This window comes from Saccharicrinis aurantiacus (assembly GCF_001660705.2).
In the GTDB taxonomy this organism is placed as follows: domain Bacteria; phylum Bacteroidota; class Bacteroidia; order Bacteroidales; family Marinilabiliaceae; genus Saccharicrinis; species Saccharicrinis aurantiacus.
In genome coordinates this window covers 78973-105859 of record NZ_LYBV02000023.1, presented here as the reverse complement: position 1 = coordinate 105859, position 26887 = coordinate 78973, and the positions used below count along the sequence as shown (strand labels likewise).

Annotated in this window: 20 protein-coding genes; 4 read left to right on the top strand and 16 right to left on the bottom strand. The window is 35.1% G+C overall.

Annotated features, from left to right (window positions below; all coding sequences use genetic code 11):
- Positions 1 to 7: 7 nt before the first annotated feature.
- The 11 genes from A8B35_RS09705 to A8B35_RS09655 all read right to left on the bottom strand — a co-directional run bounded on the left by A8B35_RS09705 (position 8) and on the right by A8B35_RS09655 (position 16367).
- Positions 8 to 1021: a DUF4465 domain-containing protein gene (locus tag A8B35_RS09705; RefSeq protein ID WP_075602826.1), complete on the bottom strand. Its 1014-nt coding sequence runs from the start codon at positions 1019 to 1021 to the stop codon at positions 8 to 10.
- Positions 1022 to 1023: 2 nt separating this feature from the next.
- The gene (locus tag A8B35_RS09700) at positions 1024 to 2436 is read right to left on the bottom strand and encodes a TlpA family protein disulfide reductase (RefSeq protein ID WP_075602825.1); all 1413 of its coding nucleotides are present in this window, start codon (positions 2434 to 2436) and stop codon (positions 1024 to 1026) included.
- Positions 2437 to 2454: 18 nt separating this feature from the next.
- Positions 2455 to 3345 carry a glycosyltransferase family 2 protein gene (locus A8B35_RS09695; protein ID WP_075602824.1) on the bottom strand — a complete coding sequence of 297 codons (891 nt, stop codon included), beginning with the start codon at positions 3343 to 3345 and terminating at the stop codon, positions 2455 to 2457.
- 14 nt (positions 3346 to 3359) lie between these two features.
- Entirely contained in the window at positions 3360 to 5138 is a 1779-nt protein-coding gene (locus A8B35_RS09690; protein ID WP_075602823.1) for an aminopeptidase P family protein, read from the bottom strand.
- 19 nt (positions 5139 to 5157) lie between these two features.
- Positions 5158 to 6210 carry a hypothetical protein gene (locus A8B35_RS09685; protein ID WP_075602822.1) on the bottom strand — a complete coding sequence of 351 codons (1053 nt, stop codon included), beginning with the start codon at positions 6208 to 6210 and terminating at the stop codon, positions 5158 to 5160.
- A gap of 109 nt (positions 6211 to 6319) precedes the next feature.
- The gene (locus A8B35_RS09680) at positions 6320 to 10798 is read right to left on the bottom strand and encodes a hypothetical protein (protein ID WP_139314858.1); all 4479 of its coding nucleotides are present in this window, start codon (positions 10796 to 10798) and stop codon (positions 6320 to 6322) included.
- 9 nt (positions 10799 to 10807) lie between these two features.
- Positions 10808 to 11647, bottom strand: coding sequence for a 50S ribosomal protein L11 methyltransferase (prmA, locus tag A8B35_RS09675; protein WP_075602820.1), 840 nt, complete (start codon positions 11645 to 11647; stop codon positions 10808 to 10810).
- A 181-nt stretch (positions 11648 to 11828) separates the two neighbouring features.
- The gene (gene tpiA, locus A8B35_RS09670) at positions 11829 to 12584 is read right to left on the bottom strand and encodes a triose-phosphate isomerase (RefSeq protein WP_075602819.1); all 756 of its coding nucleotides are present in this window, start codon (positions 12582 to 12584) and stop codon (positions 11829 to 11831) included.
- Positions 12585 to 12615: 31 nt separating this feature from the next.
- Complete coding sequence (locus tag A8B35_RS09665; protein WP_075602818.1) at positions 12616 to 13842, bottom strand: BT_3928 family protein; 1227 nt, start codon at positions 13840 to 13842, stop codon at positions 12616 to 12618.
- A 6-nt stretch (positions 13843 to 13848) separates the two neighbouring features.
- On the bottom strand, positions 13849 to 14394 hold the full coding sequence (locus tag A8B35_RS09660) for a DUF1599 domain-containing protein (protein WP_075602817.1): 546 nt from the start codon (positions 14392 to 14394) through the stop codon (positions 13849 to 13851).
- A 269-nt stretch (positions 14395 to 14663) separates the two neighbouring features.
- Positions 14664 to 16367: a M23 family metallopeptidase gene (locus A8B35_RS09655; protein WP_075602816.1), complete on the bottom strand. Its 1704-nt coding sequence runs from the start codon at positions 16365 to 16367 to the stop codon at positions 14664 to 14666.
- Between the two features lie 167 nt (positions 16368 to 16534).
- Between A8B35_RS09655 and A8B35_RS09650 the strand changes: the two genes are divergently transcribed.
- The 4 genes from A8B35_RS09650 (at position 16535) to A8B35_RS09635 (ending at position 19494) form a co-directional block, all read left to right on the top strand.
- Complete coding sequence (locus tag A8B35_RS09650) at positions 16535 to 16828, top strand: hypothetical protein (protein WP_075602894.1); 294 nt, start codon at positions 16535 to 16537, stop codon at positions 16826 to 16828.
- An 8-nt stretch (positions 16829 to 16836) separates the two neighbouring features.
- Positions 16837 to 17127: a cell division protein ZapA gene (locus tag A8B35_RS09645; protein WP_075602815.1), complete on the top strand. Its 291-nt coding sequence runs from the start codon at positions 16837 to 16839 to the stop codon at positions 17125 to 17127.
- A 136-nt stretch (positions 17128 to 17263) separates the two neighbouring features.
- Positions 17264 to 18796, top strand: a complete 1533-nt coding sequence (gene rny, locus A8B35_RS09640) for a ribonuclease Y (RefSeq protein WP_075602814.1) — start codon at positions 17264 to 17266, stop codon at positions 18794 to 18796.
- 242 nt (positions 18797 to 19038) lie between these two features.
- A complete protein-coding gene (locus A8B35_RS09635; RefSeq protein WP_075602813.1) occupies positions 19039 to 19494 on the top strand; it encodes a DUF4625 domain-containing protein in 456 nt (151 codons plus the stop codon).
- Positions 19495 to 19557: 63 nt separating this feature from the next.
- Here A8B35_RS09635 and A8B35_RS09630 read toward each other — a convergent pair whose 3' ends face one another.
- The 5 genes from A8B35_RS09630 to A8B35_RS09610 all read right to left on the bottom strand — a co-directional run bounded on the left by A8B35_RS09630 (position 19558) and on the right by A8B35_RS09610 (position 26601).
- A complete protein-coding gene (locus A8B35_RS09630) occupies positions 19558 to 21072 on the bottom strand; it encodes a sulfatase family protein (protein WP_075602812.1) in 1515 nt (504 codons plus the stop codon).
- 21 nt (positions 21073 to 21093) lie between these two features.
- Positions 21094 to 21777, bottom strand: coding sequence for a hypothetical protein (locus tag A8B35_RS09625; RefSeq protein WP_075602811.1), 684 nt, complete (start codon positions 21775 to 21777; stop codon positions 21094 to 21096).
- Between the two features lie 161 nt (positions 21778 to 21938).
- On the bottom strand, positions 21939 to 23606 hold the full coding sequence (locus A8B35_RS09620) for a sulfatase-like hydrolase/transferase (RefSeq protein WP_075602810.1): 1668 nt from the start codon (positions 23604 to 23606) through the stop codon (positions 21939 to 21941).
- Positions 23607 to 23618: 12 nt separating this feature from the next.
- A complete protein-coding gene (locus A8B35_RS09615) occupies positions 23619 to 25022 on the bottom strand; it encodes a sulfatase family protein (protein ID WP_075602893.1) in 1404 nt (467 codons plus the stop codon).
- Between the two features lie 211 nt (positions 25023 to 25233).
- Complete coding sequence (locus tag A8B35_RS09610) at positions 25234 to 26601, bottom strand: SGNH/GDSL hydrolase family protein (RefSeq protein WP_075602809.1); 1368 nt, start codon at positions 26599 to 26601, stop codon at positions 25234 to 25236.
- Between the last annotated feature and the right edge of the window lie 286 nt (positions 26602 to 26887).

Here is a 26887-nt window from a genome sequence, read left to right as displayed (position 1 = left end):
TTTGGTATTATTCAGTTATTTTTATTTGATCAATACAAATTGATGCAGGTGTTCGCATATTATCTTCATCATCCATATCGGTTGAATGCAGTACCAGTTCAAGTTTGGTTATTAAACCTAAAGATTCAAGATTAATTGTAGTCCAATCTCTGATAATGTAGTTATCTCTATAAGCGTCAAAAGTATAATCAGCCATGTAGAACTCAATAGGCTCAGTTTTTGAGCCATCTGCCTTATGTCCTATAATATTTAGGGTAAACAAATCTTTCTCAGTACCGTCTCCTCCAAATTTTTTAGAGAGTTCATTTCCCTCTTCATCTTTAGTACCCTGCTCAAGAGCAAGTCGTGTACCGTAAGTATTATTTACTGATATACTTTTTACTAGGTGTTCTTTATTTTCATCAAAGGTGATAAAGGAGGATTTTAATGAGGGATCTTGCTTAAGCACAGCGAATATCTTTGAGCTGTATTCTGTAGGAGCACTATTCATACTAAAATAGCTTTGATTCACATCGTTTCGTGCACCACTTAAATTAGAAAAGGTAAAGCCATACCATTCTTCTACTAAATCGGGTTTACCAACTAAACTAAAGGAGGTTTCTCCTGAGGTAAATGAAGTTTCATTATTAGGCGCATCCCAAAAACTATTGCTAGACAAGGTATCTAGTTCGTCAAAGTCTGTTAAAAATAAACTGGTTATTATGTAGTTATAGGTAGCAGAACCTCTATCATTATTTAAAGAGAATGTATAATTGAAAGTGCCTAGTTCATTGTATTCGCGTTCATAAATTAATTGATTTGATATGATTTGATCTTCTTCATGAGAATACCATGAGTATTGAGAATCGTAATCGTAGGTAATTTTTGGGTAAAGGACGAACGAACTGTCTATCTCAACTTCATATCCATCTTCAGGCATATCTGAGTATATTTCAGATACTGGTATTTCACGAGTTTGATCTTCACACGAAGAGAAACTGAGAACTGCTGTAAGTATTATAAGGCTTATATATAGTTTCATCTTTATTTATTTACTAGGTTAAATTGGTGATCTAAAAAATCAGGTATTTGTTCAGCACCAATGCGTTTTGCAACAATATTTTTGTCTTTATCAAGCACGTATATTACTGGAGTGCTATAAATATCGTACAAATTACGAAAATTACTTTGGTTATAAGGATCATATACATTAATCCACTCTTCCAATTGTTTTTCCTCTATAAATTCGGTCCAATGTTCTGTTTCAAATTGGGTATATACAGCAAATACTTTTACACCTTTATCTTGGTATTTGTCGTAAACTAGTTCCTTAATTTTCGGAATTTCTTTTTTGCAATGGCCACAGTCTGGCTCCCAAAAAACTAAAATAGTATAGTTGGCAAAAACCTCACTAAGTTTGTAGGCTTCTTTATTTGGAGTGTATAATTTAAGGTCGGGTGCTGTATTACCCAATAAGTTTGGTTTTAGTTTACTTACGCGGTCTTGTAATTTATCAATAAACTCTTGATCAACCCAATCGGCTTTTCCCGATAGGTAAAATGTTTCTGCTAAATCAACCATTGCAGCATCCATACCCATCACCTTACTTTCGTTTACTAAATTAAAAGTATATTGAATTAGGTATTTCTCCATTTCGCTATTGCCTTCAGCCAACTTAACAATGCGTTTGGCTTCCTTACTTAAACTATCAGGCATCTGAAACACTGTTTTTGTAAAAAAGCTTTCCAATTTATTCGTAAAAAAAGGCGTTCGCAATAAGCGATCATCTTTCAGATCTATATTATCGAAGTAATGGTTTTTGTAATATTCATATTTCTTCCATTGAATAATAGAATCATTTAAGCTTTTATCAGCAGCAAAATCGGGGATCTCAACTTCACGCATGGCCGTAATAAAAGAAGCTAAAAATGTATTAGGATTATTGGCTGTGATATGATCCCATTGCTTGTTTACTTCAGTTGAAAGCGAACCAAGTTCTTCTTTCCAATCCGCAACAGATGGGTCTTCAGGTGACGTTTTAATCTGTTCTTGTAGCGATTTTGCTTTTTCTTGTTGCTTGGCAATAAAACGTTGGTATTTATTAAATGCAGCTTCTTGCTTGTTATTTTTTACTGTTAAAGTATTAACAGGATTTGATTTATCAGCTGCAATCTGGAAATGTTGCTCATCATCTATAATAATATCAAAGAAGTTCTGATCGGGCATATAAATGATGTATACTCCACCCGGAAGTTTTTCTTCCCCAGTAAAGGTTCCATTACCGTTTGAATCAAGGTCAATGGTATCGTTTACCAACATTTTCTTATTAAAATAATGACCAAGAATAAGGGTGGTATCTTGCCATCCATTAATGTTTACATCAATTTTATAACCTTGGGCCGTAGCAGAGGTAACAAATGTTACAGTGGCTATGAATAGGAATATGATACGTTTCATTGGTTTCTTTTCGTTCAGTTAATTATTTAATGTTGAATAGTATGCTAATTTATATATGTCATACAGAAACATGCTCGGTTTCTTTGATGCTAAATTCTTTTCAATGCTCGACCCTAAAGTTTTATACAGTGCACTAAAAATAAAAGTTCCATGGCATCTTTTTAATTTTTGATGTGCCTTTAATAGTGTAATGCGCTTGTATATTAGTTCATCCTTATTTATACTTTCCAAGTAATAAAGCGTTTCTATGCGTTGTTTTGTTTTAGTAATAAACTCGTTATTCGTTTCTAAGCCAATATGAGTTACCGGGTTATCAATATGAACAATGTTAATGCCATTTTTCTCCAACTCTATTCCATACATGGTATCCTCGTGTCCCGAGCGTTTAATACTTTCATTAAAAGCAACGGTATTAAATAATTCTTTTTTAACCAAGAAGTTATTTGACATGAAACTTTTGTTGGGTACTTTATTTCGAAGTGCAGCACTATGGTCTTCTCTTTTTTTGCCAACTATCCACCTAAGTGAAAATTCAGAAGAGGGTAATGTACTTGGGTGCACGCGTCCTCCGCATACTATAAGGTTTTTCTGAGTTAAATGAGGAATGTATTTCTGTATGTAATCGTCTTGTATATCCGAGTCGCTATCTAGGAAGAGGATATTATTGTAGGCAGCATCAGCTAATAATTTATTTCTGATGGCAGCGCTTCCTAGATTTTGTGGTAGCTCGTGATATATTATATTTTTATTATTGCCAAGCGTATGATTTACCTGCTTGTAATTTTGAGTGGAGCCGTCGTCATAAATGCGTATTTCAAATTCAATTTTACATTCAATTGCTTGAACCATCAATTTATTTGTGATAGCTCTAACATCAACATTATAAACAGGTAAACATATACTCAGCATTCAGTTTCTTTTTACTATATACTTCTTGTGTTTTCTTTTAACCAAGCCTTAAGTGTATCGTTTAAGAATGGTGATACACTTTCGTATACATTTTTATGGTAATTATTTAACCACAGAATTTCTTCTTCAGTTAGTAATTCTTTTTTGATTGATTTTAAATCGATAGGACACAGAGTTAATGTCTCAAACTGCAAGAAATCTCCAAATTCAGTGCTCTGAGCTTTAGTAGTCAGTAATAAGTTTTCTATACGTATCCCATATTCATTTGCTCTATACAATCCTGGTTCGTTAGAACTTACCATGCCTTCCTCAAGACAAATGCCATTATCATCTGGGCGAATACTTTGAGGACCCTCATGTACATTCAGGAAACAACCCACGCCATGCCCCGTACCATGCCCATAATTTAAGCCATGAGACCAAAGTGCTTTACGTGCTAAAATATCGAGGTGAACTCCTCGAGTTCCTTTTGGGAATATGGTTGAATCGAGCGCAATATTACCCTTTAATACTAGCGTAAAATCTGTTTTTTGTTGTTCTGTAGGTTCGCCAAAGTGTATAGTTCTGGTAATGTCAGTTGTACCTTCTAAATATTGACCACCAGAATCTACCAGATAGAATGAGTTGGTGGTAAGTTTAATATCTGAGTCTTTATCAGCTGAATAATGCACTATAGCACCATGAGCACCAAACCCAGAAATAGTTCCGAATGATTCACCAATGAAATTTTCGTTTTCAGCTCTGAATTTCTTAAGCTGTTTAGAAGCACTAATTTCACTTACATTCCCTGAAGGAACTTCTTGCTCGAGCCAATGTAAGAATTTAGTCATCGCCACACCATCCTTAAGCATAGCTGTTCTAAACCCATTCTGTTCAACCTCGTTTTTTGTTCCTTTAATACGGCGAACATAGCTAGGGTTCTCAATTTTAATAACTTCTTTAGGTATTAATGAGTAAATACGCGCATTGGTAGTAGAAGTATCAAAAAGTAGCCCAGAATCACTTGGCATTTCGTTAATCCACTTGAAAACGTCTCCATATAAATGAATTGAGATTTCATCATTAGAGAGTTCTTTTCCAATATTTGCGGTTATTTTATGCGTATCTATAAATAGATGAACACTGTCAAGAGATATTATTAAATAAGAATGAAAAACCGGGTTGTAAGATACATCTGAGCCCCTTAGGTTTAGTACCCATGCAATTTCATCAAGTGCAGAAACGATATAGTGCGAAGCATCCACATTGCGCATTTCTTCACGAATCATTGTTATCTTTTCAGTTCTACTTAAACCAGCATATTCAGTATCGTGAACAAATACGTTATTTTCAGGAATAGGAGGACGACCTTGCCATATTTCATCTAAAATATTTCCTTGCGTATCAAGATGTAAGCCGTATGGTTTAAACTTTTTAGCTAGTTTACGCGCATCATCAGTAGAAAAAACAAGGCTTTCAATTGAAATGGTGCTTCCGGGATTTAATCTTTCAGCAATCCAATCAGAATAGTGAGGTGTACTACTTTCTCCTGTTTTATATAAATCAATTCCAGAGCCAGCTAGTTCATCTTCAGCCTGAAGATAATATCTACTATCGGTCCATAGGCCTGCTTCATCAGCCATAATTACTATGGTGCCTGCTGAACCAGTAAATCCAGAAATGAAATCTCTTTTTTTCCAATGTCCGGATATATATTCACTCATGTGAGGATCGCTGTTTGGTATAATAACAGCATCTATACCGTTGGCTAGCATTTTAGTGCGAAGCAAAAAAATATTATCTGCAGTTGACATATATGTGTGTTTTATGTTGTTAGTCGAAAGTTATGTCTTTGTTTTTATTGAAAACAATTACACTTGAATTTGTATTGGGATTATCACCAATAACTCCTGAGAAAGAAGTTTTGTTGTGATCTTTAATCAAATCAAGTTCACTTGTATTCGGATGGTTTATTTTTGCATCTTTTACCTCACCATTAATGATGTACGATGCAGATGGGTTTAATTTCAGAGTTGTTGGAGTATTATTGTTACTAATTAGTAGCGAACTAAAATTATTAGAAGAGCCATTAATATTGAGCTTTCCTTCTTCTAATTCAAACTTTCCATTCGTGCTAAAATAATCAAGATTTATAGCACTGTATTTACCTAGTAAAACAATGTTATCTGTTTTGTCTATTTGTATTTTATCAAGATTAGTATTTCCATCTAGTTTTCTATTATCTAGAATTGAAATATTACTATATTCTGATTTGAGTAAAATAGAATCACACTTCGTTATTAATATTTCAGAACTATTACTGTTTATACTCGCATTCCCCAACAGATTAATATCTGCCTTACAGAATTTTAAATTTAAGTAGTTTTTAGTTTCTGCCAGTTCTGCTCGGATATCGTTAACAATTAATGAGCAATAATTAAGCTTGAGATTTACCCCATTTGTTGTTTTTGGGATAACAACATTACCATGATTATTCGTAATATTCAAAGCAATGTGTTCAGGTACAAAAATGTTGTGTATAATCTCGTAAGGCACCGTGCTTGAGAAGTCTTTACTTAGGGTTGTAGTAGTATTAATGGCATCTTTAGTGTTCTTTGTCTTTACTTTAATTAGAGCTAATAGTTCTTCAGCAACTACCAATTTAGGCGTGAGAATTTTCACGGTTGATTCAACACTAACAGTTTCTTTATCCCAATTATGGATATTTATTTTGGCGTGTAAGCTTTTTATATTGAGTTCTTTGATTCCTTCTGAAGAATAGATGTTAAGAGCATAATTGCAGGTGTCAACTAAGTTTTCGTTTTGCGCTTTAACTAAACTCAGGTTGATGGTTAAGGCTAATATGATAAATAATATAAGTCTCATTATTAATTTTTAGAATTATTAATAGCTTCAAAAGTAGCTAAAAAGAAGTACTCGATAAAATTTTAGTTAACGTTTCCTACTTCCTTTGTATTATCAATGTTCATTCTTTCTACTCTTCCTCCTCCTCAGCTTCTTCTTGAATGTCTTGACCTGCTGCTCTTGTGGCCTTACTTATGGGGCTTAAACCAAACTTTTTAATAAATCGATTTAACTTAGTTGTTGGAGATAATATAAACGTATAAGGTTTTTCAGTTATTCCCACTTTTAGTTTTCTGTCTGCAGCTTCAAGCGTTTGTACGGTGTTGTTATAATCATCCGATGATGATAAGGTTTGCATCATACCATTCTTATACGAGTAGAAAAACCAATTATCCTTATCAAACTGAAGGAACATTTCTATTGAGTTACCGCTGCGTTTTTTTGTAATCTCAGCTTTAACATCAACTTGCTTATTTACGGCATAGCCATCTATAAAACTGATGTCAGCTTTTCCGTCGGCAATATACGTATGTGCTTTCCCATTAAATTCAAAGTCTATATTTCCGAATAGCAACATTGTTTTTAACTCAGGATTAATATCCTCAAATAAGGCATTTGATTTTAGTTTTGAGCTAAGAGTTTTTGCTTCTTTTTTACCAACCCATTCACTTAACCTTTTATTAAGTAGTTCGTCACTAATTTTACTTTCTTCAGCTTTTGATTGTTGTATGGTTTTTACCATTTGAGCACTGGCTTCTTCATTAAAGAAGAAATCTAAAGAGAATAATGTGTTTAATGTGATTTCTTTCTTTTTAGGATTATCAGTAATCGTTCCTGAAGCAGTTGTTTTAACCTGGTCAAGGTCAATACCTAAATTAAGAATACCTTGTGCTACAATATCACAGTTAGTATTTGAATACCTCAATATTGTACCTGTTGTATCAGGATTTGCGATCTTTTCCATTGAACTTATTTCAAAGGCATTTTCATTGCTATTGAAATATAAATATTCATCAGCCGTAATAATTGGTATATCGCTATAATCTTTTCTGCTACCTAAAAACGAGGAGTAAACATGAGATGAATCCTTAGTTAAAAAGAAACCTCTATAAACGTTATCGCGATCGTAGTTTACTGGTTCTGCGCCAATTGGTATAATAACATTGTTTGGATCAATAGCTTCTTCAAAGTATACAAAAGTTTGCGGGCCACCATTACACTGATGCAGCATTTGAGCACCTCCTTTAAATGTAAATAGTGGGTCTGAAGCCAAAAGATTAGCCTTACCCTTAAAGGTGAAGTTTTCATCAAAGGTAAATAGGTCTTGACTTATTATTGTTCCATTTGCTATGGTTCTATTGTTTTCATTCAAGTTAATCTCACTCAGGTTTATTTTATAATTTTTGCCATTGCCATTTACATAATTGTATTCACCATACCCTGAATACGCATTTTTACCATCAACTTTCATTGTGGCATTATAAATGGTATGTGTGTGTGATGTGTCGGCTAAAACAATTGTTGTACTATCTAGGCGAGCCATATCAGCATTTTCTCTAATGGTAATAAAACCATCACTAAGTTTCAGTTGGGCATCGGCTACTTTAAGCTCAGTTACCTCCTCGGCATAAATTATTTTGTTTTCAACATCATATCTCGCCAAAGGAGCTCTAAATTCCAGTGAGTCCTGTTTTCTGTGAGTAGAAATAAATCGGTTACCCTCAGAACCACTGGTTCCCATAAAAATGTCGTTTAAATCCATATCCCATGAGAATTCACTAATGTAAGAGATGTACTTGTTATCGGTAAAGTTTACTAAACTACCGCCTGATTTGGAAACAAAGGTCCCTTTGCGAGTTTCGAAATCGATGTTTGATATTAAGTTGGTAGTGTTAAAGGATACATCTTGAACATTCTCTGCAAGCACAAGGTTAAAGTCTGAGGAATCAGCTAATACAGTGTGCCCACCAAAAGTCATTATCGGAGATACAATGTTGGCTTTATCCATATAGAATGTTCCTTCTCCTTTTGCACCGTATTTATTAATAACAAGTTTACCATCTAGGTTTGCCTCGTTATTATACATAGTGAAGCTTTCTTCCTGAGATTTGGCCATCAACTGATCTTTATAAGGTTTATAAACAATAGTATTGTAATGGCCAATAACATCAGGATACTCAATACCATCTTCACGCTTTTCAACGGTAAATTCTTTTGTAATTCCATTAACCTCTTCTGGTAAAAATAAGAAGTCGTCTGAAGCTGATGTTGTAGTAAGGTATTTTAAAATACCATTACCTCTTAAGCCTTGATTACTTTGTGAGATATTACTAAAATAGGTTGCTCTTCCTTCGTAAATTCCATATCCTTCAGCAGGTGCAGTTCGGTTAAAGCCGAGCGAGAAATCGGGCTGTATAGTAAGTGCTTCATTAAAGGTTGGGAAGATATTTGAAACAAAGGATCCTGTAAAGTCAAAGTTAGAACGAGAGAGCTGACTAATACTATCCAACATAAATGTATCTAATTTAAAGTAGAACTTTTCTCTATTATAAGCCCCATTCTGTATTTCGGGCTTATCGTAATAAACATACGATTCTTTAGTACTATTTAATATCGGGTATTGACTATAGGATTCGGTACCCGACTTGTTATCAGCTTCATCAATTTTGAGTGTTCCCGATAGATTTTCAATTGCATTACGAACGTAGGTAAGTTTTCGTCGTCCAAAATAGTCAAGCTCACCTGTTTGGACTTTCATTCTTAAAGAGTCAATATTAGTCATCTCTATTAAGAATTCTTCATAATTAAATTTAAAGCCATTTCCGAATAAGTTTAACATACCCGCATTTATGGCTCCATCAAATACAAAGTTTCTGTTATGTTTTAACATGATGTTTTCATTAGCCGGGAAGAATACAACATTTTGATGGTCGGAAATAGAGATGGATTTTACTCCATTGATATTGAGATCGTAGTTTTTTAAATCGAGTGTGGCATTCGCTAGGTTGCCAGGTGTGTTTGAGGCAAAACGAATTACATCGTAATCTTTTTCCCCTAAGCGAAATTGGAGGTAATCTTCAAGCCTTTGCCTAATAATAATTTCATCGGTATTAACATTATACCCAATAAAGCCATAAAAGGAAAGGTTAATAACCTGTTGCCTCACTTGTGCTTCGGGTAAACCTAAGTTTTTAGCATACTGTTTTGCAGTAAAGTTATTACCATAATAGAGGGCGCAATTTTTTAGTCCTTGTAAGGGATGAATAGCATCCATGCCTTGTAACTGATTGTAAAATGACTCTCTGAAGTAACTTAGAGATTCAAAGGCACCATGGTTTTCAGCAGCGCCAGCTACCATCTTTAGGTCCATAATTGCACTGTCAAGCTGCCAGGTAAGCAGCTCAATATCCATACTTACGTTATGATATGTATTAAAGTAAGGACTAATTGATAAACCTTCTCCATTGCGTATGAGGTGTAATTCATTATTGTCAACCATGTACTTAAACTGAAGCCCTGGGTGGTAAATAAACCCAGTATCTAAGTCCATTTTTATTTCAGTATCTGTACTTAGAATTTGATCTGATCGGAGTGCGAAGAACAATGATTTTGCAGTTAAAAAGGCTGTGTCGTTTCTTAAAATAGTTATCTCAGCAGGATCTTCGTAGGTTCCTGCACCCAAGAACTTAGCACCATTCTGAGCAAAACCACCTTCGTAATTTACATTAGGTTGAATATTTTCAAGGTTGAAACGTTCCTGTGTAGATCTGAATTGAGGATAGGTGGCGTTATCGGGATTTGAAATATTCATTACCTTATGACGTAATGATCCCTTTAATGGATGATCAAAGTAGGTGTGGTTGTAAAAGTCTACTTCTTTTATTTCGAAAGAAGCGCTTTTAAAAGGTATTGAATATTCTTTAAAAGTAGCATAAACTTGGTTAGCTTTAAACCCTGCGTTTTGCCAGGTTACTTTACCATCTTCACCTCTCCAAATATTTGTTTTGTAATTAAACTCACCCTTGGTGTTGTATATCTTTAGGCTATCGCTTTTAGAAAAGCAAGTTAAAGTCATCGGGTTAAATTTAACGATTAACTCATCCTTAAATTCTAAGGTCCAATTGTTATCACTAGCTTTCCATTGAGCAGAGGGTGTTTTGTATATGAAGTTGTCTTTTAATAAGGCATTAGTTGTAATTAGCAGACTATTAATTTTACGCAGTGGATATCGCTTTTCTTTTAATAAGCTAACAATTGCATTATTCCAAGCATCAAAGCTTGTGGTAGCAATATCAGATAGAATATAATTGCGGATGGTATTAAGGTAGGTCTCGTAATCAGGAATAGGTCTGGCGCGTTTTAAGGCCAGTAGATTACAGTTGTCGATAATGAGTTTTTTGTCCTGATCTGTTATATCTGGATTGTACCAGAATATCTCCAGATCTTCAATAAAGCTTTTAGCATACTTTTTGTCGCTAATGCTTTTAAAAAGGTCTTCAACTTGAGGTAAAAACTCCTCAGGATTATCACTGAAGAGTTGTGTTTTGTTTTGTGCAAAAGATTGGGTAGCCATCAATAATAGGATGGCCATTATAAATTGTAATCTCATAAATTTAGCTTAAAAAGCCATATACGAGAGAGCTACCCATTTGTTATCCTCTTTTACAGTTATTTTTTTAAGCTTGTTACTAGAGCACTCGGCATCAATAACATCAATGTCAGAATTATAGAATCCACTAAGTAGTAGTATGCCTCCTGTGTTTAGGCAGGCTCTATATTTTTTAATGTCTTCTAAAAGAATATTACGATTGATATTGGCCAAGACAATGTCATATTGTTTACCCGAAAGTAATGCGGCATCACCCTGTGCTACATCCATATTATCAATATGATTAAGCTTAATGTTTTCTTTGGAGTTATGGTAAGCCCATTCTTCAATATCAATTCCGAATACCGATTTAGCATTGCGCATTGCGCATAGAATTCCGAGTATCGCGGTTCCACATCCCATATCTAAAACTGATTTGCCTGTAAAATCCATTTCAAGAATATGCTTTATCATTAGACCTGTAGTTTCATGATGACCAGTACCAAAAGCCATTTTTGGGTCAATTAGTACGTTGTATTCAACTTCTTTTACATTAGTATGAAAAGGACTTCGAACTACGCAGCGATCATCAATCTCAATAGGTTGAAAATAATTCTTTTCCCAAGTTTCATTCCAATTCTGATCTTCTAAAGGTTCACTAGTATAATTAGTCTGGTAATTTTCATCATTCAGCAAATGAAGTGTTTCTAGGTCTTCAGTATTAAAGTCTTGTGTAGGAATGTAAGCATCAAGCCCACTTTCTGTTTCCTGAAAGCTATCGTAAGCAAATTGTGATAACTCAGCAATTAGTATTTCTTGAATTGTTTCTGAAAGTGGGGAAATAGTAAAGCTTACTTTTGTGTATTGCATAATATAGAAATAATTAACGCAATAGTGCCTTTACTATTACGAATTGTGAATGATAGATTACTTTTTTGCAAAAGTATATATTTAGTGCTTCAAAGTATCAACTTAAGGTGTTCTTTTAGTAATAAAAAATGGCCACTCTCAAATATGAGATGGCCATTCTATATCATTTGGGTTTTACCGACTAAAATGCGTCAATAATACCTACAAAATCAGCAGCAGCTAAAGCAGCACCACCAATTAAACCACCGTCAACATCAGGGTTTGAGAATAACTCTTTTGCGTTACCTGGCTTACAGCTACCTCCGTAAAGGATAGAAGTGTTATCAGCAACTTCAGCACCGAATTTATCAGCAACGATAGAACGGATATAAGCGTGAATCTCTTGAGCTTGCTCAGGAGAAGCTACTTTACCAGTACCAATAGCCCAAACTGGTTCGTAAGCTAAAACGATTTTAGCAAACTCGTCAGCAGAAAGGTGAAATAAAGCCTCTTCGATTTGAGATTTTACCACTTCGTTTTGTTTGTTAGCTTCTCTTTCTTCAAGAACCTCACCAATACAGAAAATTGGAGTTAAACCGTTAGCTAAAGCTAAGTCAGTTTTAGTTTTTAAAGTAGCGTTAGTTTCGCCATAGTACTCTCTTCTTTCAGAGTGACCTAAGATCACATACTCAGCACCTGTAGATTTTACCATAGAAGCTGAAATCTCACCTGTGTAAGCACCAGATACTTGGTCAGCACAGTTTTGAGCAGCAACACCGATTTTCGCGCCATCAACAGTTTTAACAACCTCAGTGATGTGAGTAGCAGGAACACCGATAACTACATCGCAGTTAAGTGTTTTTGAAGCAAGAATTGTGTTTAATTCGTTTGCTAATTCTACCCCTTCTTGAAGGGTTTTGTTCATTTTCCAGTTTCCGGCAACAATGTTTTGTCTCATCGTAAAAATGTTTGTTATTAGAATATAAAAATTACTTTCGTTTACTTAAATAAATGATACTTATAAAAAGTACCGTACCTAATACTAGGCACCATAACCAATATGAATTTGCTTGCTTTTTCTGTTCTTTTAAAGAATACGAAATGGGCTTAGAAAACTCATTGGCAGATGGTATATTATTATAGTGCCACTTAGATATTATGGTTCCGTCCTGTATAAGAATGACTCCTGGGTTAGAGCGTATCATGGTTTTTAATACTGTTTCGTCAGCAGTTAGGTATTGATAACCTGCATTATTGGCAAATTCAAATTCAGAAATATCAGCATTGCTCGATGCTGTTAATACATAGGTGTTGATATTCTTTTCTAAACCTAAGTTTTTGAGTGCTGTGATTTTGTTAAAGCTATTTTCCCAATTTCCTTTTTTTATTTGTGGGCTCACAACTAATAGGGTAGGAGTGCTCGAGTTTAAAAGGGTGCTGGTAAAATCGTTTCCTTCTTCATCAATTAAAACAAAATCGTGAATGGGTGGCTGATACCCTTCTTTAATTACTTTTGTTTTGCTGTCAACAAACACCCAAGTCGTATCCGTGTATGGGTAATTCTCAGCAGAGAATTCTTTTTGCACACCATCTTTTTCAAGAGTAAATGTGGTCAAATATTCAGGTTGCTCAGCACCATCGGGTATAGTCATACCTTCTTGAATATTGGCTCCAATATGATAAGGTCTAAAATCCAGAATAGGTAAATGGTTTAATGCAGCTATGGATATATATACAATAAGCGATGATAAACCAAGAGTTGTTAAAATACTTTGAAACGCATTTAGCCTAGAGGGATAGTTTTTACGATTAAAGAATACGTAAAGTGTAGGAACAAGTAAAACAATGTTCTTAAGAAAAGTCTCCCAATTGCTTAATTGATAAGCATCGCCAAAACAGCCGCAATCAGTAACCGGATTAAATAAGGCTATCCACAATGTAAGAGGTGTGAAAATAGCCATGAATATTGTGACTATTATCGAAAATAGTTTATTGCGTAATCCTATAATTAAATGAGCGCCTGTAATAAATTCTAAGGCTGATATACCTACAGCCAATACATAAGCAATGCTGCTAAAAGCTTCAACATTGAAAGCAACAAGGTAATCTGTTATTTTAATAGCGTAACCGGTTGGGTCAACTGCCTTTGCAAAACCCGATAAAAGGAATACAACGCCAACAATTACTCTACTTATTATAAATAATAACTTCTTCATTAAACTTTATTCAGGAAACTCTAAGTGAATCATTGCAAAGATTGCGTAGTTAATCATATCTAAATAATTGGCATCAATACCTTCTGATATAATTGTTTTTCCTTTGTTATCTTCAATTTGTTTTGTTCGGTGCAATTTCATCAAAATTAAATCAGTAAATGAGCTAATTCTCATGCTTCTCCATGCTTCATCGTAATCATGGTTTTTATTGCACATTAAATCTTTGGCTTCGTTTAGGTTTTTTAGGTATTTGTTTAAAGCTTCTTCTGTATCCATCTCTGGCGAATCTGATGTGCCCAATTCAAGTTGGATGATAGCCATTGAAGCGTAGTTGATTATGCCAATAAATTCTGAACGAACACCTTCATCAACTTTAGAAACACCTTTGGTTTCGATACTTCTAATTCGTTGTGCTTTAATAAATATTTGGTCTGTCATAGAAGCCGGACGAAGTATACGCCAAGCAGTTCCATAATCCTTCATTTTCTTTATAAAAATATCTTTACAGATATTGATAATTGCATCAAATTGCTCGTTAGTCTGTTTTGACATGAATCTGTGTTAAATTTCGGAGCGTAAATTTACCAAAAAAATTAACTATTCAATCTGTTGCTTGATAAAATATACCTAGATTTTTAATTCTTGATAGTTCCAGAATTTTTAATGCAAAAATTCAGTCCTAAAATGGCCCATTTGTTCAATTTTTAAACGCGACATACTTGAAGTGCCTTCGATGTTTCATTTAAGTCTGTTATTCTTGCTCCTTCATTATAGTGAAAATGTAGCTCGATTTCTAATTATCATCGAGTAGAGGATCAACTCTAATACACAAACGAATATTCTTTTTTAGCTGTATTGTTGCAATTATCTTCCACTATTAATTCTAAACTGTGTTTTACACCTTTAACAACTGGAGTTTTATCTAATTTGCACCAAATTAATTTAGATTTAGCATCGTATTCAAAAAGGCACCATTTACCATCAATGAAACCATTATAGGATTTTATACCACTATAACTATCCGATATTCTAAAATAGATGATTCCCTTTGTGCTATAATTATGATTTGCAGGAATGTTTCTCAAAGAAATACTCGGAGGGAGAGTATCTTTTGATAATGTATATTTTCCAAAGCTTCTTGTTTTTAAGCTTAGTTTACCATCATTAAAATTGCCACCTGCATAATATAAATTACCCTTGGAGCTTACACTAGCAATACATAATTGTTCATGATTTGTAGAATCGGTACAGTTAAAATTTAATTCGATAGAGGTATGTAAAGGAATACTCGAATCACCAATTTCAAATATAGGATTGTTTTCTTTACTCTTTTGTTTTAGTTCTCTAATAATGATTGCTTCATTTTTATACAGACTATTTTTTGGAATGTGACAAGAGAAGTTTTCTTCCTCTAACTTAAAATCTTCCTTACAATTAACTTTGTGTTGATTGCTTATTTTATTCGGTTCAACACTAGGGTAGGATTTAGTATCAGCAATAATGTTAAATCCTAGTTCAGATTTATTACCCGCAGCATCTTTAGCAATAAACTTTAAATGGTCTTTACCTGTACAATTTATTATTCCATCATTGACAGTGTTTGAGTAGATGCTTAGTTTATTGTTCTGATCTCGGAAACACTTTTCATACCTACGACCCGTTTTTTTCTTATACGAATAATCGATGTGGCTATTTAGATATCTGCTTTCATAAAACGAAAAACGGAAAAGCTCCCATCCATATATTGGAGTGTCATTTTTGTATAAGTCTAGTTTATAAACTCCACATTTTTTCCATGAACCCGACATATAATCAAGCATCTTTATGGCAACTCCAATATCGCCCTTCACCTTTATAGTTGGATTACCTTTTAAGTGGAACTTACCATCGTAAAATACAGCTACAAAGTTTATTGGATTTGTTGAACCATTGATGCGACTGTCTTTGTTTAAAGGATATAACCTAATGGCTTCAATATGCGGTCTAATATCATCTTTAATGATATCTTGAAACATAAACGGGTTCAAAGGTTCTTCGCTTTCTGTATCTCTTATTTCGTAATGTAAATGGGGACCTCCAGAGCTTCCTGAATTACCTGAGAAACCAATAACCTCACCTTTTTTTATTTGGATTTCTTCTTTAGGAAAATAGTCTATGGCAAAACTCTGTTTTTCGTATTGCGCTTTTGTGATGATTTCTTCAACTTTCTTCGAGTAAGATTTTAAATGACCATAAACCGTGGTATATCCATTAGGGTGTTTTATGTAAATAGCATTACCATAACCAACAGGTGATACTTTTATGCGTGAAATGGTGCCGCTTTCCATCGATTTTATGGGAATACCCGTTTTTCCATTTGTACTAAGGTCAATGCCTGAGTGAAAGTGGTTTGAGCGTAATTCTGCAAACGATCCACTAACTGATGGTTTTATATCTATTGGGAATAGGAAAGTATTGTCTATTTTTTTTTGTGAGAAAATACTTGATGATGCTAGCAAGAAAAGTAAAAGAAAATAATTACACATATTGAATTTTTGAAAAAATATTTCAGTAAAAGTATAAAAAAATCGACCTATAAAACATTAATATAAGTTTACTTAGTGAGGCCAAAAATATAGAATGCAAAAAGAATATAGGGGTTTGTTTTTATTTTTTAATTGCAATGTTAACTTTGTATTGCATTTTTGTGAATATGGCCAACGAAAATATAGAAATAGTAGATAGTTTACAACAAAAAATTGGGTTGTTAGTAAGTCGTTATAACGATTTAAAAACAGAAAATGGGAATTTGTTGGCCGAGAATGACAAACTAACTACTAAGCTTGAAGAGGGTGCTCGTGAAACAGCTGCTCTTAGGGAAAAATACAATACATTGAAATTTTCTAAAGCAATAGAAGTCACCAGTGGAGACGTTCATGGTGCGAAGATTAGGATTAATCAGATTGTGCGGGAAATTGATAAGTGCATTGCTCTTTTAAATAGATAGTTAGCTGTATGGAGGAAAAACTTTCAATACGTGTGAATGTTGCAGATCGCTATTATCCTTTAAGGATTGATAGAAAAGATGAAGAACGTATTAGAAAGGCAGCTAAGATGATTAATGAGAAGGTTTTACAATATAAACAACATTATTCAGACAAAGACTTACAAGATTTTTTAGGTATGGCGGCTTTACAGTTTGTAATTAAGTTGCTTGAGCTTGAAGAACAAAAAGATACCTCACCAATATTAGATGCTGCCAAAGAGTTGGATCAGCAATTGAGTGAAATATTAAGAAGAGAGTAAATACTATATATCAATAATATCCGCATTGCTTTTATTGTTATTGCTTTGTTTCTATTCTATTTAGATAGGATGAAATAGAAAGTGGTAATTTTATTATTAGCGATAGCGGTTTTTTATTTTAATTAAATAAGTACTAATGGAAGAGTTAATCATAGGAATATCAGCCCTGGCTATAGGGGTACTAGGTACTTGGATTATCTACGGTAAATTGCTTAAAACGCAGAGCCATAAGATTATTCATGATGCTGAGAATAAAGCAGAGGTATTAAAGAAAGATAAAATACTTCAAGCCAAAGAAAAGTTTTTAGAGTTAAAAGCAGAACACGAAAAGGAAATTACAGCTCGTAATAGTAAAGTTGTAGCTTCTGAGAACAGACAAAAGCAAAGAGAAGCTACCTTAAATCAACGTCAGGACGAGTTTGCAAAGAAGAAAAAAGAAGTAGATGCAATTCGTTTAAATTTAGATTCTCAGTTAGAAATAGTTGAGAAAAAGTCGGATGAATTAAGCAAGTTAAGAAGTCAACAAGTTGAGCAACTAGAGGCCATAAGTGGACTAACAGCAGAGGAAGCTAAAGCGCAAATTATTGAGTCTTTAAAAGCAGAGGCTAAAACTGAAGCAATGTCGTATGTAAACGATATTATGGATGAAGCTAAGATTAATGCTACTAAAGAATCTAAGAGAATTGTATTACAAACAATTCAACGTGTTGCCACTGAAAATGCAATAGAAAACTCAGTTACAATTTTCCACATTGATTCTGATGAAATTAAGGGTAGAATTATAGGTAGAGAAGGTCGTAATATTAGAGCTATTGAGGCTGCAACAGGTGTAGAGATTATTGTTGATGATACTCCAGAAGCAATTGTATTGAGTGCATTTGATCCGATGAGAAGAGAAATTGCTCGTTTGGCATTGCACCAATTGGTTACTGATGGAAGAATTCACCCAGCACGTATTGAAGAGGTTGTAAATAAAGTACGCAAGCAGGTTGAGGAAGAAATGATTGAAACTGGAAAGCGTACTACTATTGATTTAGGTATTCATGGTTTACACCCTGAGTTAATTAAGTTAGTAGGTAAAATGAAGTATCGTTCTTCATACGGTCAAAACTTATTACAGCACTCGCGCGAAACTGCCAACCTTTGTGCAGTTATGGCAAGTGAATTAGGTTTAAATCCTAAAAAGGCTAAACGTGCAGGTTTACTGCATGATATAGGTAAGGTATCCGACGAGGAGCCAGAGTTACCACACGCTATTTTGGGTATGAAATTAGCTGAAAAGTATAAAGAGAAGCCAGATATTTGTAATGCTATTGGTGCTCACCATGATGAGGTAGAGATGACCACTATGATTGCTCCAATTATTCAAGTGTGTGATGCTATTTCAGGTGCACGTCCAGGAGCTCGTAGAGAGGTAGTTGATTCATATATCAAAAGGTTAAAAGATTTAGAGACATTAGCTCTTGATTATCCTGGTGTACTTAAAACATATGCAATTCAAGCAGGTAGAGAATTAAGAGTTATTGTTGGTAGTGAAAAGGTTTCAGATAAGGATGCCGAAACATTGTCATACGATATTGCTAAGAAGATTCAAACTGAGATGACCTATCCAGGTCAAGTTAAGATTACGGTTATTAGAGAAACTCGCGCCATTAATTACGCAAAGTAGTTTCAATTAAAGTATACTGATTATTTAGTAAAGGGATAAAACTGTGAATGTTTTATCCCTTTTTTTATCTCCATTATCAGGAATTTTTATTTGTGTAGGGGGCAAAATATTGTTTATATGATGTGTAAAAGCATATATTTATTTTTGATGCCATTTTTTGAACCAATTGTGACATTGTACATTGCATATATTTTATATATTGCATTGCAAACAATTCAACATTATATATAACAAACGTAATTATGAAAAGAAATTTATTAAAGTTTTTACCATTCCTAATTGGTACAGCGCTGATTTTATCTTCGTGTGGAGGAGATAGTGACAATGAAGAAGAAAAACCAGCAGATGAAACAAAACCTGTAATTGAAACTCCTACAGTGCCAACTTCGGATCAACAATTTATGACTGGAGGTAAAGTAGCTTATAAAGGTACATTTACTGATGATACAGAGCTCAAGTCTGTTGTTTTTACTTTGAGTTCTTTAAAGTCAGCAACTGGTGTTGATGATGAGCCATGGGAGACGCAAACTCAAACTGTTGAATTATCGGGTACTTCAGATGAAGTTGATCAGGAAATATTTGATGTTATACCAGACAATATTTATACTGGTGATAGTGGTTATCAGTTAAGTATAGTTTGTGAAGATGCGGCAGGAAATAAATCAGCTGCAACGAATATAAAAATACTATTGCGTTAGTTTTGCAATGTTTAAGCTATAGAAAAGCCATTCAATTAAATTTGAATGGCTTAATTCGTTTTATTATCGTTTCGCTGTAGCTTCTTTTCCATCGCGCAAGCGATTGTATTTATCAAATAGCTTTTTTACCCTTCCTTTCTGTTCTGGATCGTTTAGTTTATTCTGATCTTGTTTTTCGCCAGGGTTATTTATCAAATTGAAAAGTGCCTTCGGTGTTCTTGTATTGTCAGTTTTGTCTTTTTTATCAATTTGGATGATTAGCTTCCAACCATCTTCAATAATGGCTACTTCTTTAGCTGTACCGCCTTGTACCATTAGGTAAGGATGTCCCTTGGCATTTTTAGAGCCATTTAAAATAGGCCATAGGTTATGTGAATCCATTGCCTGATTTTCCGCTATTGTAAGATCTGAAATGTGCGCCAAGGTTGACATGATATCCAGTCCAAGTATTGGCTCGTCGCTACTTCCCTTTTTAATTTCATTGGGCCATGAAACAATGAAAGGAACTCGGTGGCCACCTTCGTGAATTTGGTTTTTACCCCCACGATAAATATTACTCGGTCGATGCCCTGTTTGCATGGTTTCCTTAAATGTTAATCCCCCATTGTCCGAGGTGAAAATGAAAATAGTGTTGTCATATTCTCCATTTTCCTTTAGCGCATCCACAAGCATACCCATTTGTACATCCATCTCCTTAATCATATCTAAATGATGGCTTGGAGTGGTTCCTTTAATGGCAATTCCATTAAGGCTATCAGGAGGGGTATGTGGTAAGTGTACAGCTTGTGAGCAATAATACATAAAGAATGGATTCTTTTCCGAAGCTTGTTCGTTGATGTAATTAACTCCTTTGGCAACCAATAAAGGACCCATATTGTGGGCATCCCAATTACTGTCTCCTAAGCCTTCTGATTTATCGAGTTTCACGTCTTTCTTTAGCATGTTTTCTTTTGAAATAAAGGTAATTTCAGAATCATCAGCTAAGGGCATCCATTTGTTATTTTCGTATACGGCGTAGGGTACATCTTGTATGCCTGCGGGGTACATAAAACTATAATCAAAGCCATTGCTTAACGGATCTCCGCCAATAACTTCGGTAATATCTACCTCTAACTCTGGCTTCCAACGCGGGCTTCGATATATTTTCTCAGGATTATCCTTGCGACGGTAATCTCCGCCTAAATGCCATTTCCCGAAAAAGGCGGTGTTGTAACCAGCTTCCTTCATTAATTTACCCAGTGTTAATTGATCCTCTTTTAGAGGAGACTTTTCATAGGCTCCCCATACGCCCCAAGGGTAATCGCTACGGTAGCAGCTGTTGCCAGTCATTATAGCGTAGCGCGACGGAGCGCATAGGGCAGCAGGAGAGTGGGCATTGGTGAAAACCATTGCCTGACTTGCAATTTTATCGAGGTTTGGTGTTTCTACTTTAATATCTTGGCTATGTTTCTTTCTATAAAACGAAATGTCACCTGTGCCAACATCATCTGCTAAAACCACAATAACATTGGGTTTTTTCTTTGAGAAAGATGGGATTGTAATTAGTATAACTAAGAGTGTGATTAATGTCTTCTTCATTATTTTAAATATGTTATTTTATTAATATCCTGATCCTGCAGATGCTTTTAAATCAATTTCTACCACACCATTTGAGCCCCGAACGCCATAGGCTGAAGCACCCTCTTTGGAAAGTACTCTAATGTCGGCCACTTGCATAGGTGATAATCCGCTAATCTCATCAGTTGTAATCCCGTCAACTACCAATAGGGCCCAAGAGCCAGATTGAAGCGATTGAGGATTAGAGCCTAAATAAATACGGTTAATACCATTGTCTTCAATGCACTTAACCAATGGAAACTTGGATTGTAAAAGGTCACAGATGTCCTGGAATCTTGAGAAATCGTTATTTTCGGATGTCAGATTTTCTAAAGCATAATCCAATTCATCTTGAGTCATATACCCTTTGTTAACTACTTTATATTGTGCAGAACTTCCTTTTAGCATGATAAGGTTAGTGTTGAAGTACGACTCGGATCCATCTAATTTTATCCGTGCCTGCATAAACCCATCAGCACTAATTTTTAGGGCATCCTTTTTTTTACATTCAATATCGTAGTTCCCATTTTTATCGGTATACACCGCATTTCCACTCTTTTTGGCTTCAACTTTAACTCCTTCTAAGGTATATTTATTGAAGGCTGTTACTCTGCCGCTTACTTTGTTTTGGGCGATTACATGTTGCACAAAAGCCATTGCTATGGCTAGGAAAATAATTTGTTTCATAGTTTTAAATCTTAGTTTATTTAGTTTTAAATATTACTTTGTTTATTTATCTCCTATGCACATAGCGCAACTGCACCTAAATAAAAAAAGCAGGTTCTCATCATTGAATAGTTTCAATGTGAGAGCCTGCTTTTTATTATATTCTTTTAATGGGTATCACCTTAGTGATTTTTTACGGTTCCAAATTGTTCCATCATGCTATCTGCTGTATAGCGTAATACTTTGGGTTTCCCTTCACCACGCGCTTCTTTAATGGCAATTTTCCACTCGGATCTGAGTGTTTCCAATATTTCAGCATGTTCTTTTTTACTTGCTAAATTATGCACTTCCTTAGGATCTTCCGATAAGTGATACAACTCCTCGTATACGGCTTTTTCACCATTCAATGGCCCTTCAACAAAGCTGCGGTAAAGCGCAATATCCGGATCGTGCACTGAATACAACATTTTATTAACGGGAATACCTAACTGTTTTGCAGCTGCAATTTTAGTGGCTGCTGATAAGTTCTCGTTTTTATAATATCGGATGTATTTCCACTCTTTGTTTTGAATTGATTCGCAACGTGGGTTACCGAATTGTGTAGACCACATGTTTTCGGTAAATAAATAGTCGCGTACTTTATCTTTTGTGCCAGAAACTATTCCTGAAACATCTTTACCTTGAAATTCTTTTGGAGCTTCGATACCCGCATAGCTTAATATGGTAGGTGCCAAATCGATGGTTAATATCAATTCATCACTAACACGTTTTCTGCTTTTCTTTTTATCTAAAGGATTATATATAATCATAGGAACATTGGTGCAAGCCTCGTAACAAAGGGCTTTACCACCCATGCCTTGCTCGCCCATAAATAAACCATGATCAGAAGTAAATACAATGATGGTGTTTTTATCTAAACCTTTTTCTTTTAGCACTTGACGAAGGTTACCAACTAAGCCATCGATACCTGTCATGGCCTGCATTTGACGAATAATGCGCTCTTTGTTTTTCTTAGGAGTATCTACATAGTCGTATCCCGCTTGTCGGTCGGATGCTCTATGTATAGAAGCTGGCAATTTAGGTTCTTTGATATCAGCTTTAGCAATATAATTTTCAGGCATTGGTATTTCTATATCACGATATAAATCGCGATAAATAACAGAATCTCCTTTTAGTAACTTCATGGTTCCTGTGCTGGCGCCATGCGGTAGGTTAAAGCAGATATTTAATAAGAAAGGTTTGTCTTTTGGGCGCTCATCAATAAAGTGTAAAGCGCCACCTAAGCGGTGCTCGTTACTCATAAAATCGTTCACACCTTCTTGCATAATTTCTACCTGAGTATTGTGGTAAGCATCCTCAAAAATTTCGTGACGCTTTTTAGGATAAAAACTCAAGTGACCATGACCCGCATACCAATAATCAAATGATTTCTCCATTAATCCGCTTGCGTAACCACCTTTGCCAATAGGGGAATGATTTTTACCCACATAACCCGTATAATAACCATTGTTACGCATTACCACTGGGTACGATTGTGCCCAAGCTTCTGGTGCTACAGATGTACCTGAATTAAAGTTTACACCATGCTTACGTTCGTATTGGCTTAAGAGCATACAAATACGGCTAGGTGTACAAATGGCTGTTGATACATGGCCATTGGTAAAACGTACGCCTTCGTTGGCCAGTTTATCAAGGTTGGGTGTTTGAATTAATTCGTTTCCTTCAACGCCCAATAAACCCACTTGTTGATCGTCGGTAAGTATGAATATTACATTTGGGCGTTCATCCTTTTGAGCTTGCACTGCAAGCATTAAGGTTAGTATGCATATGGTGAATATATTTCTTAACATGTTTCTATATTTTTATTTGTTTGACTTTTCTCCACTTGTTGCTCTATCAAGAGCTTTTTGTCTACCACCTTCTTCTTTAGATAAATTAGCAGCGTGAGGATCTTGCCACAAGGCTTTTATGTTACCCTTATCCCATTTGGCATAGAGTTGCTTCATTTCTGCTAATTTTTCAGGCATTTCTGAAGCTATGTTTGTGTGCTCGTATGGATCTTGTTCCATATCAAATAAAAAGAAATCTTTTTTAAACCCAGACATTACCATTTTATACTTTCCTAAACGCATGGCATAACCTGCACCATCAGAGTATCGCCAGTATAAATCGGTATGTGGTTCTCCTTTTTTCTTTCCTTTAACAAAAGGCATAATATCTACTCCAGCTAGTGTTTCAGGCTCGGGGTGTTTTAATCCTGTAGCGGCTAAAATAGTTGGGTAAATATCCAAAGCAGAAACCATTTTGTGGTAAGTCTTTCCTCCTTTTAGGTGTCCAGGGTAGGCCATAATAAATGGCACTCTAATACCACCTTCAAAGAGCATCCCTTTATATCCTCTATAGGGAGCGTTACTCGCTCTATAGCGTGTTCCACCATTATCACTGTAAAAGAATATTAGAGTATTTTCGTATTCTCCTTCGTCTTTTAACTTCTGAATGACTTTACCAATACCTTGATCCATTGCATAAACCATGGCACCGTATGCAGCTCGTTCCCCATCTTCAATATGGCTTACGGCTTTGGTATATTCGTTGGTAACCTGAATAGGTGTGTGCGGCGCATTATACGCTAGGTACATAAAAAATGGTTTGTCCTTTTTCACATACCCATCTATGTAGTTTACGGCTTCGTTAGTGAAATCGTCAGTCAGGTAAGTAATCTCATCTAGAGGAACAGGCACTCCGTTGCGTAGTACACCGTGGTAGGGGTCGTTGTGTTTGGGTTTTCCCCAATAGTTCATTCCGCCACCCCAGAAACCATACCAGTCGTCGAAACCACGTTTGTCGGGCCATAGGCTAATTGAGTCACCAAGATGCCATTTACCAATAGCGCAAGTTTGAAAATCGTAATCGCTTAACAACTCCGACATCATCAATTGTGTTAGAGGAAAACCATCATCCGCATCTGCATCGGTATATGGTAAATTGTTTTCGTGACCAAATCGTTGTTGGTTTCTACCAGAAAGCAAACCCGCCCTACTTGGGCTACAATATGGGTGGGCAGCATATCCTTGCGAGAATATTACTCCATCAGCTGCAAGCTGATCTAAGTTAGGTGTTGGAATATCGGTGCAGCCATTAAAGCCAACATCGCCCCAACCTTGGTCGTCGGATAGAATAATTAATACGTTGGGTTGTTTGTCTTTTTGTGCATTCAAGGTAATTGATAGCAAGAAAACACCGAATAATAAAATAATTTTATTCATGTTCTTATAATTAAGTTTTATTAGTTCACAACTTAGCTGTTTGCTTTTTTTGCTGTGATTATTTTCATATAAAGTACTTTTATTTCTTGTATCAAATGTATCAAAAAGTGTGCGCACAGATGCTACATTTTTACGTGCATTAACAGGGGGTGAATATCGTAGTAACTAGACAAAGTGATGCTAATTCACTAGTCTGTACCTTATGTTGGGCTTATTGTGCCTTTATTACATAATTGTGTTCGAGCGGTATATTACTTTTGTATATTTGGTTTCTTAGTTCGTTAACTTCATTTGTTAAGGCTTCTTTTTGGGGTAATAATTCAAAATATCTATTTACATTTTTTGTATTCCAAGCATGCCAACTTTTACCAATATCGGCATCGAGTTTAGCTTGCAGATAAGATTGTTTTCCCTTTGCCGTATCTGGGCCCGTGTATTCGTTTAACATACGATAATCGATAAAAGCCAGAGTTCTGAGTTTACCCATTGTTTTATGATATTTTGTGCATAATTTTAAAACCTTAGTGGCTTGCTTGTATTGTGGTGTATTCTCATTTGTAGCAAGGTTAATTCCTTTTTTTAGTTCATCAGATGAGAAAGTCCCAATATAAATACCATCGATATCTAGTGTGTAATTTCCTTGCTTAAGGTTGGATATGGTTAATAGTTCTTGGTTTAGTTCATCCTGAAAAGGTATCCAGTTTAAAGCTTGTGAATATTGTTTAAAAATAGGGAAGGGTAGTGACACGTTTTTTACGTTTAAACTAATCTCTTTTCGCGTTTTTTTGCATTCAACTGTTGCATTATTACTTGCTTGTATTCTTCCTTTTTTACCATCAATTACAATTTTTGAAAGAGCTTGTTGGGGCAATATTGTTTTAATCAACTCATAGGCCATAATAAAATGTCCAACATCACCAGGGTGAACCCTATCGTGCCCAACAATAGTAAATAAACTATCGTTTTGTTGGCCATTTAAATTAATGGTTTCCATCATGCTATTGAAATCAACCACTGTTGCATTGTGTTTCTTTGCCAATTGTTTAATATGAGCTGAATATTGTTTTAGGGCATCGTTAACCCCCAAATTATTACTTTGCGATATTTTTGAAGTTTGATCGTAAATGGAAGGTGTGATGAATATTGTTTCTACACCTTTGTTTTTAAGCATCGAGGCGAGTGTTTCGGTATTATTAATGTAGGCTTGCAATGCCTGCTCTCTGCGAGCTAAATTCAAGGAATCGACTATGGCAGATGGTTCATATAAATATTGCATTACATCGTTCATGCCTGTCATTAAAAAGGCTTTGGTGGGTTTGTGTATCCAAATATCCGATTCAAATCTATTGATCATCCCTGTTGCTACATCACCAGCAATTCCGCAATTGTAGAATTCGACTTCTACACCAGGAAATCGGGTAGCAAAATAGGACTGGAATAACATATGGTACCTGCCATCTTGAGTTATGCTATTGCCAATAAAACAGACTTTGTCGCCATCAGCAAATGAGGGTAATTTTTGCCCCTGGGAAAATACGGTAACTAAGGATATTAATAAGAATAATTGAATCCGTTTCATAAAGTAGTATGAGTAGTTTATTTACGAATGCTAATTTATACTTATTATGATGATTAGAGATTTGGTATTATTGGTAAAATAGGGGGGATATTATAATTATTAATGGGATTGACGGGGTAATGCCATAACTTGCGTAATGCAATGTTTGCATCAACAAAGCTTCAAACATTGACGCCAGAGCTGTGTTTGCATCAACAAACACTCAAACATCGCCGCCCAAGTCGTGTTTGTACCAACAAAGGCTCAAACACTGGCGCCAAAGACGTGTTTGTATCAACAAAGGTTC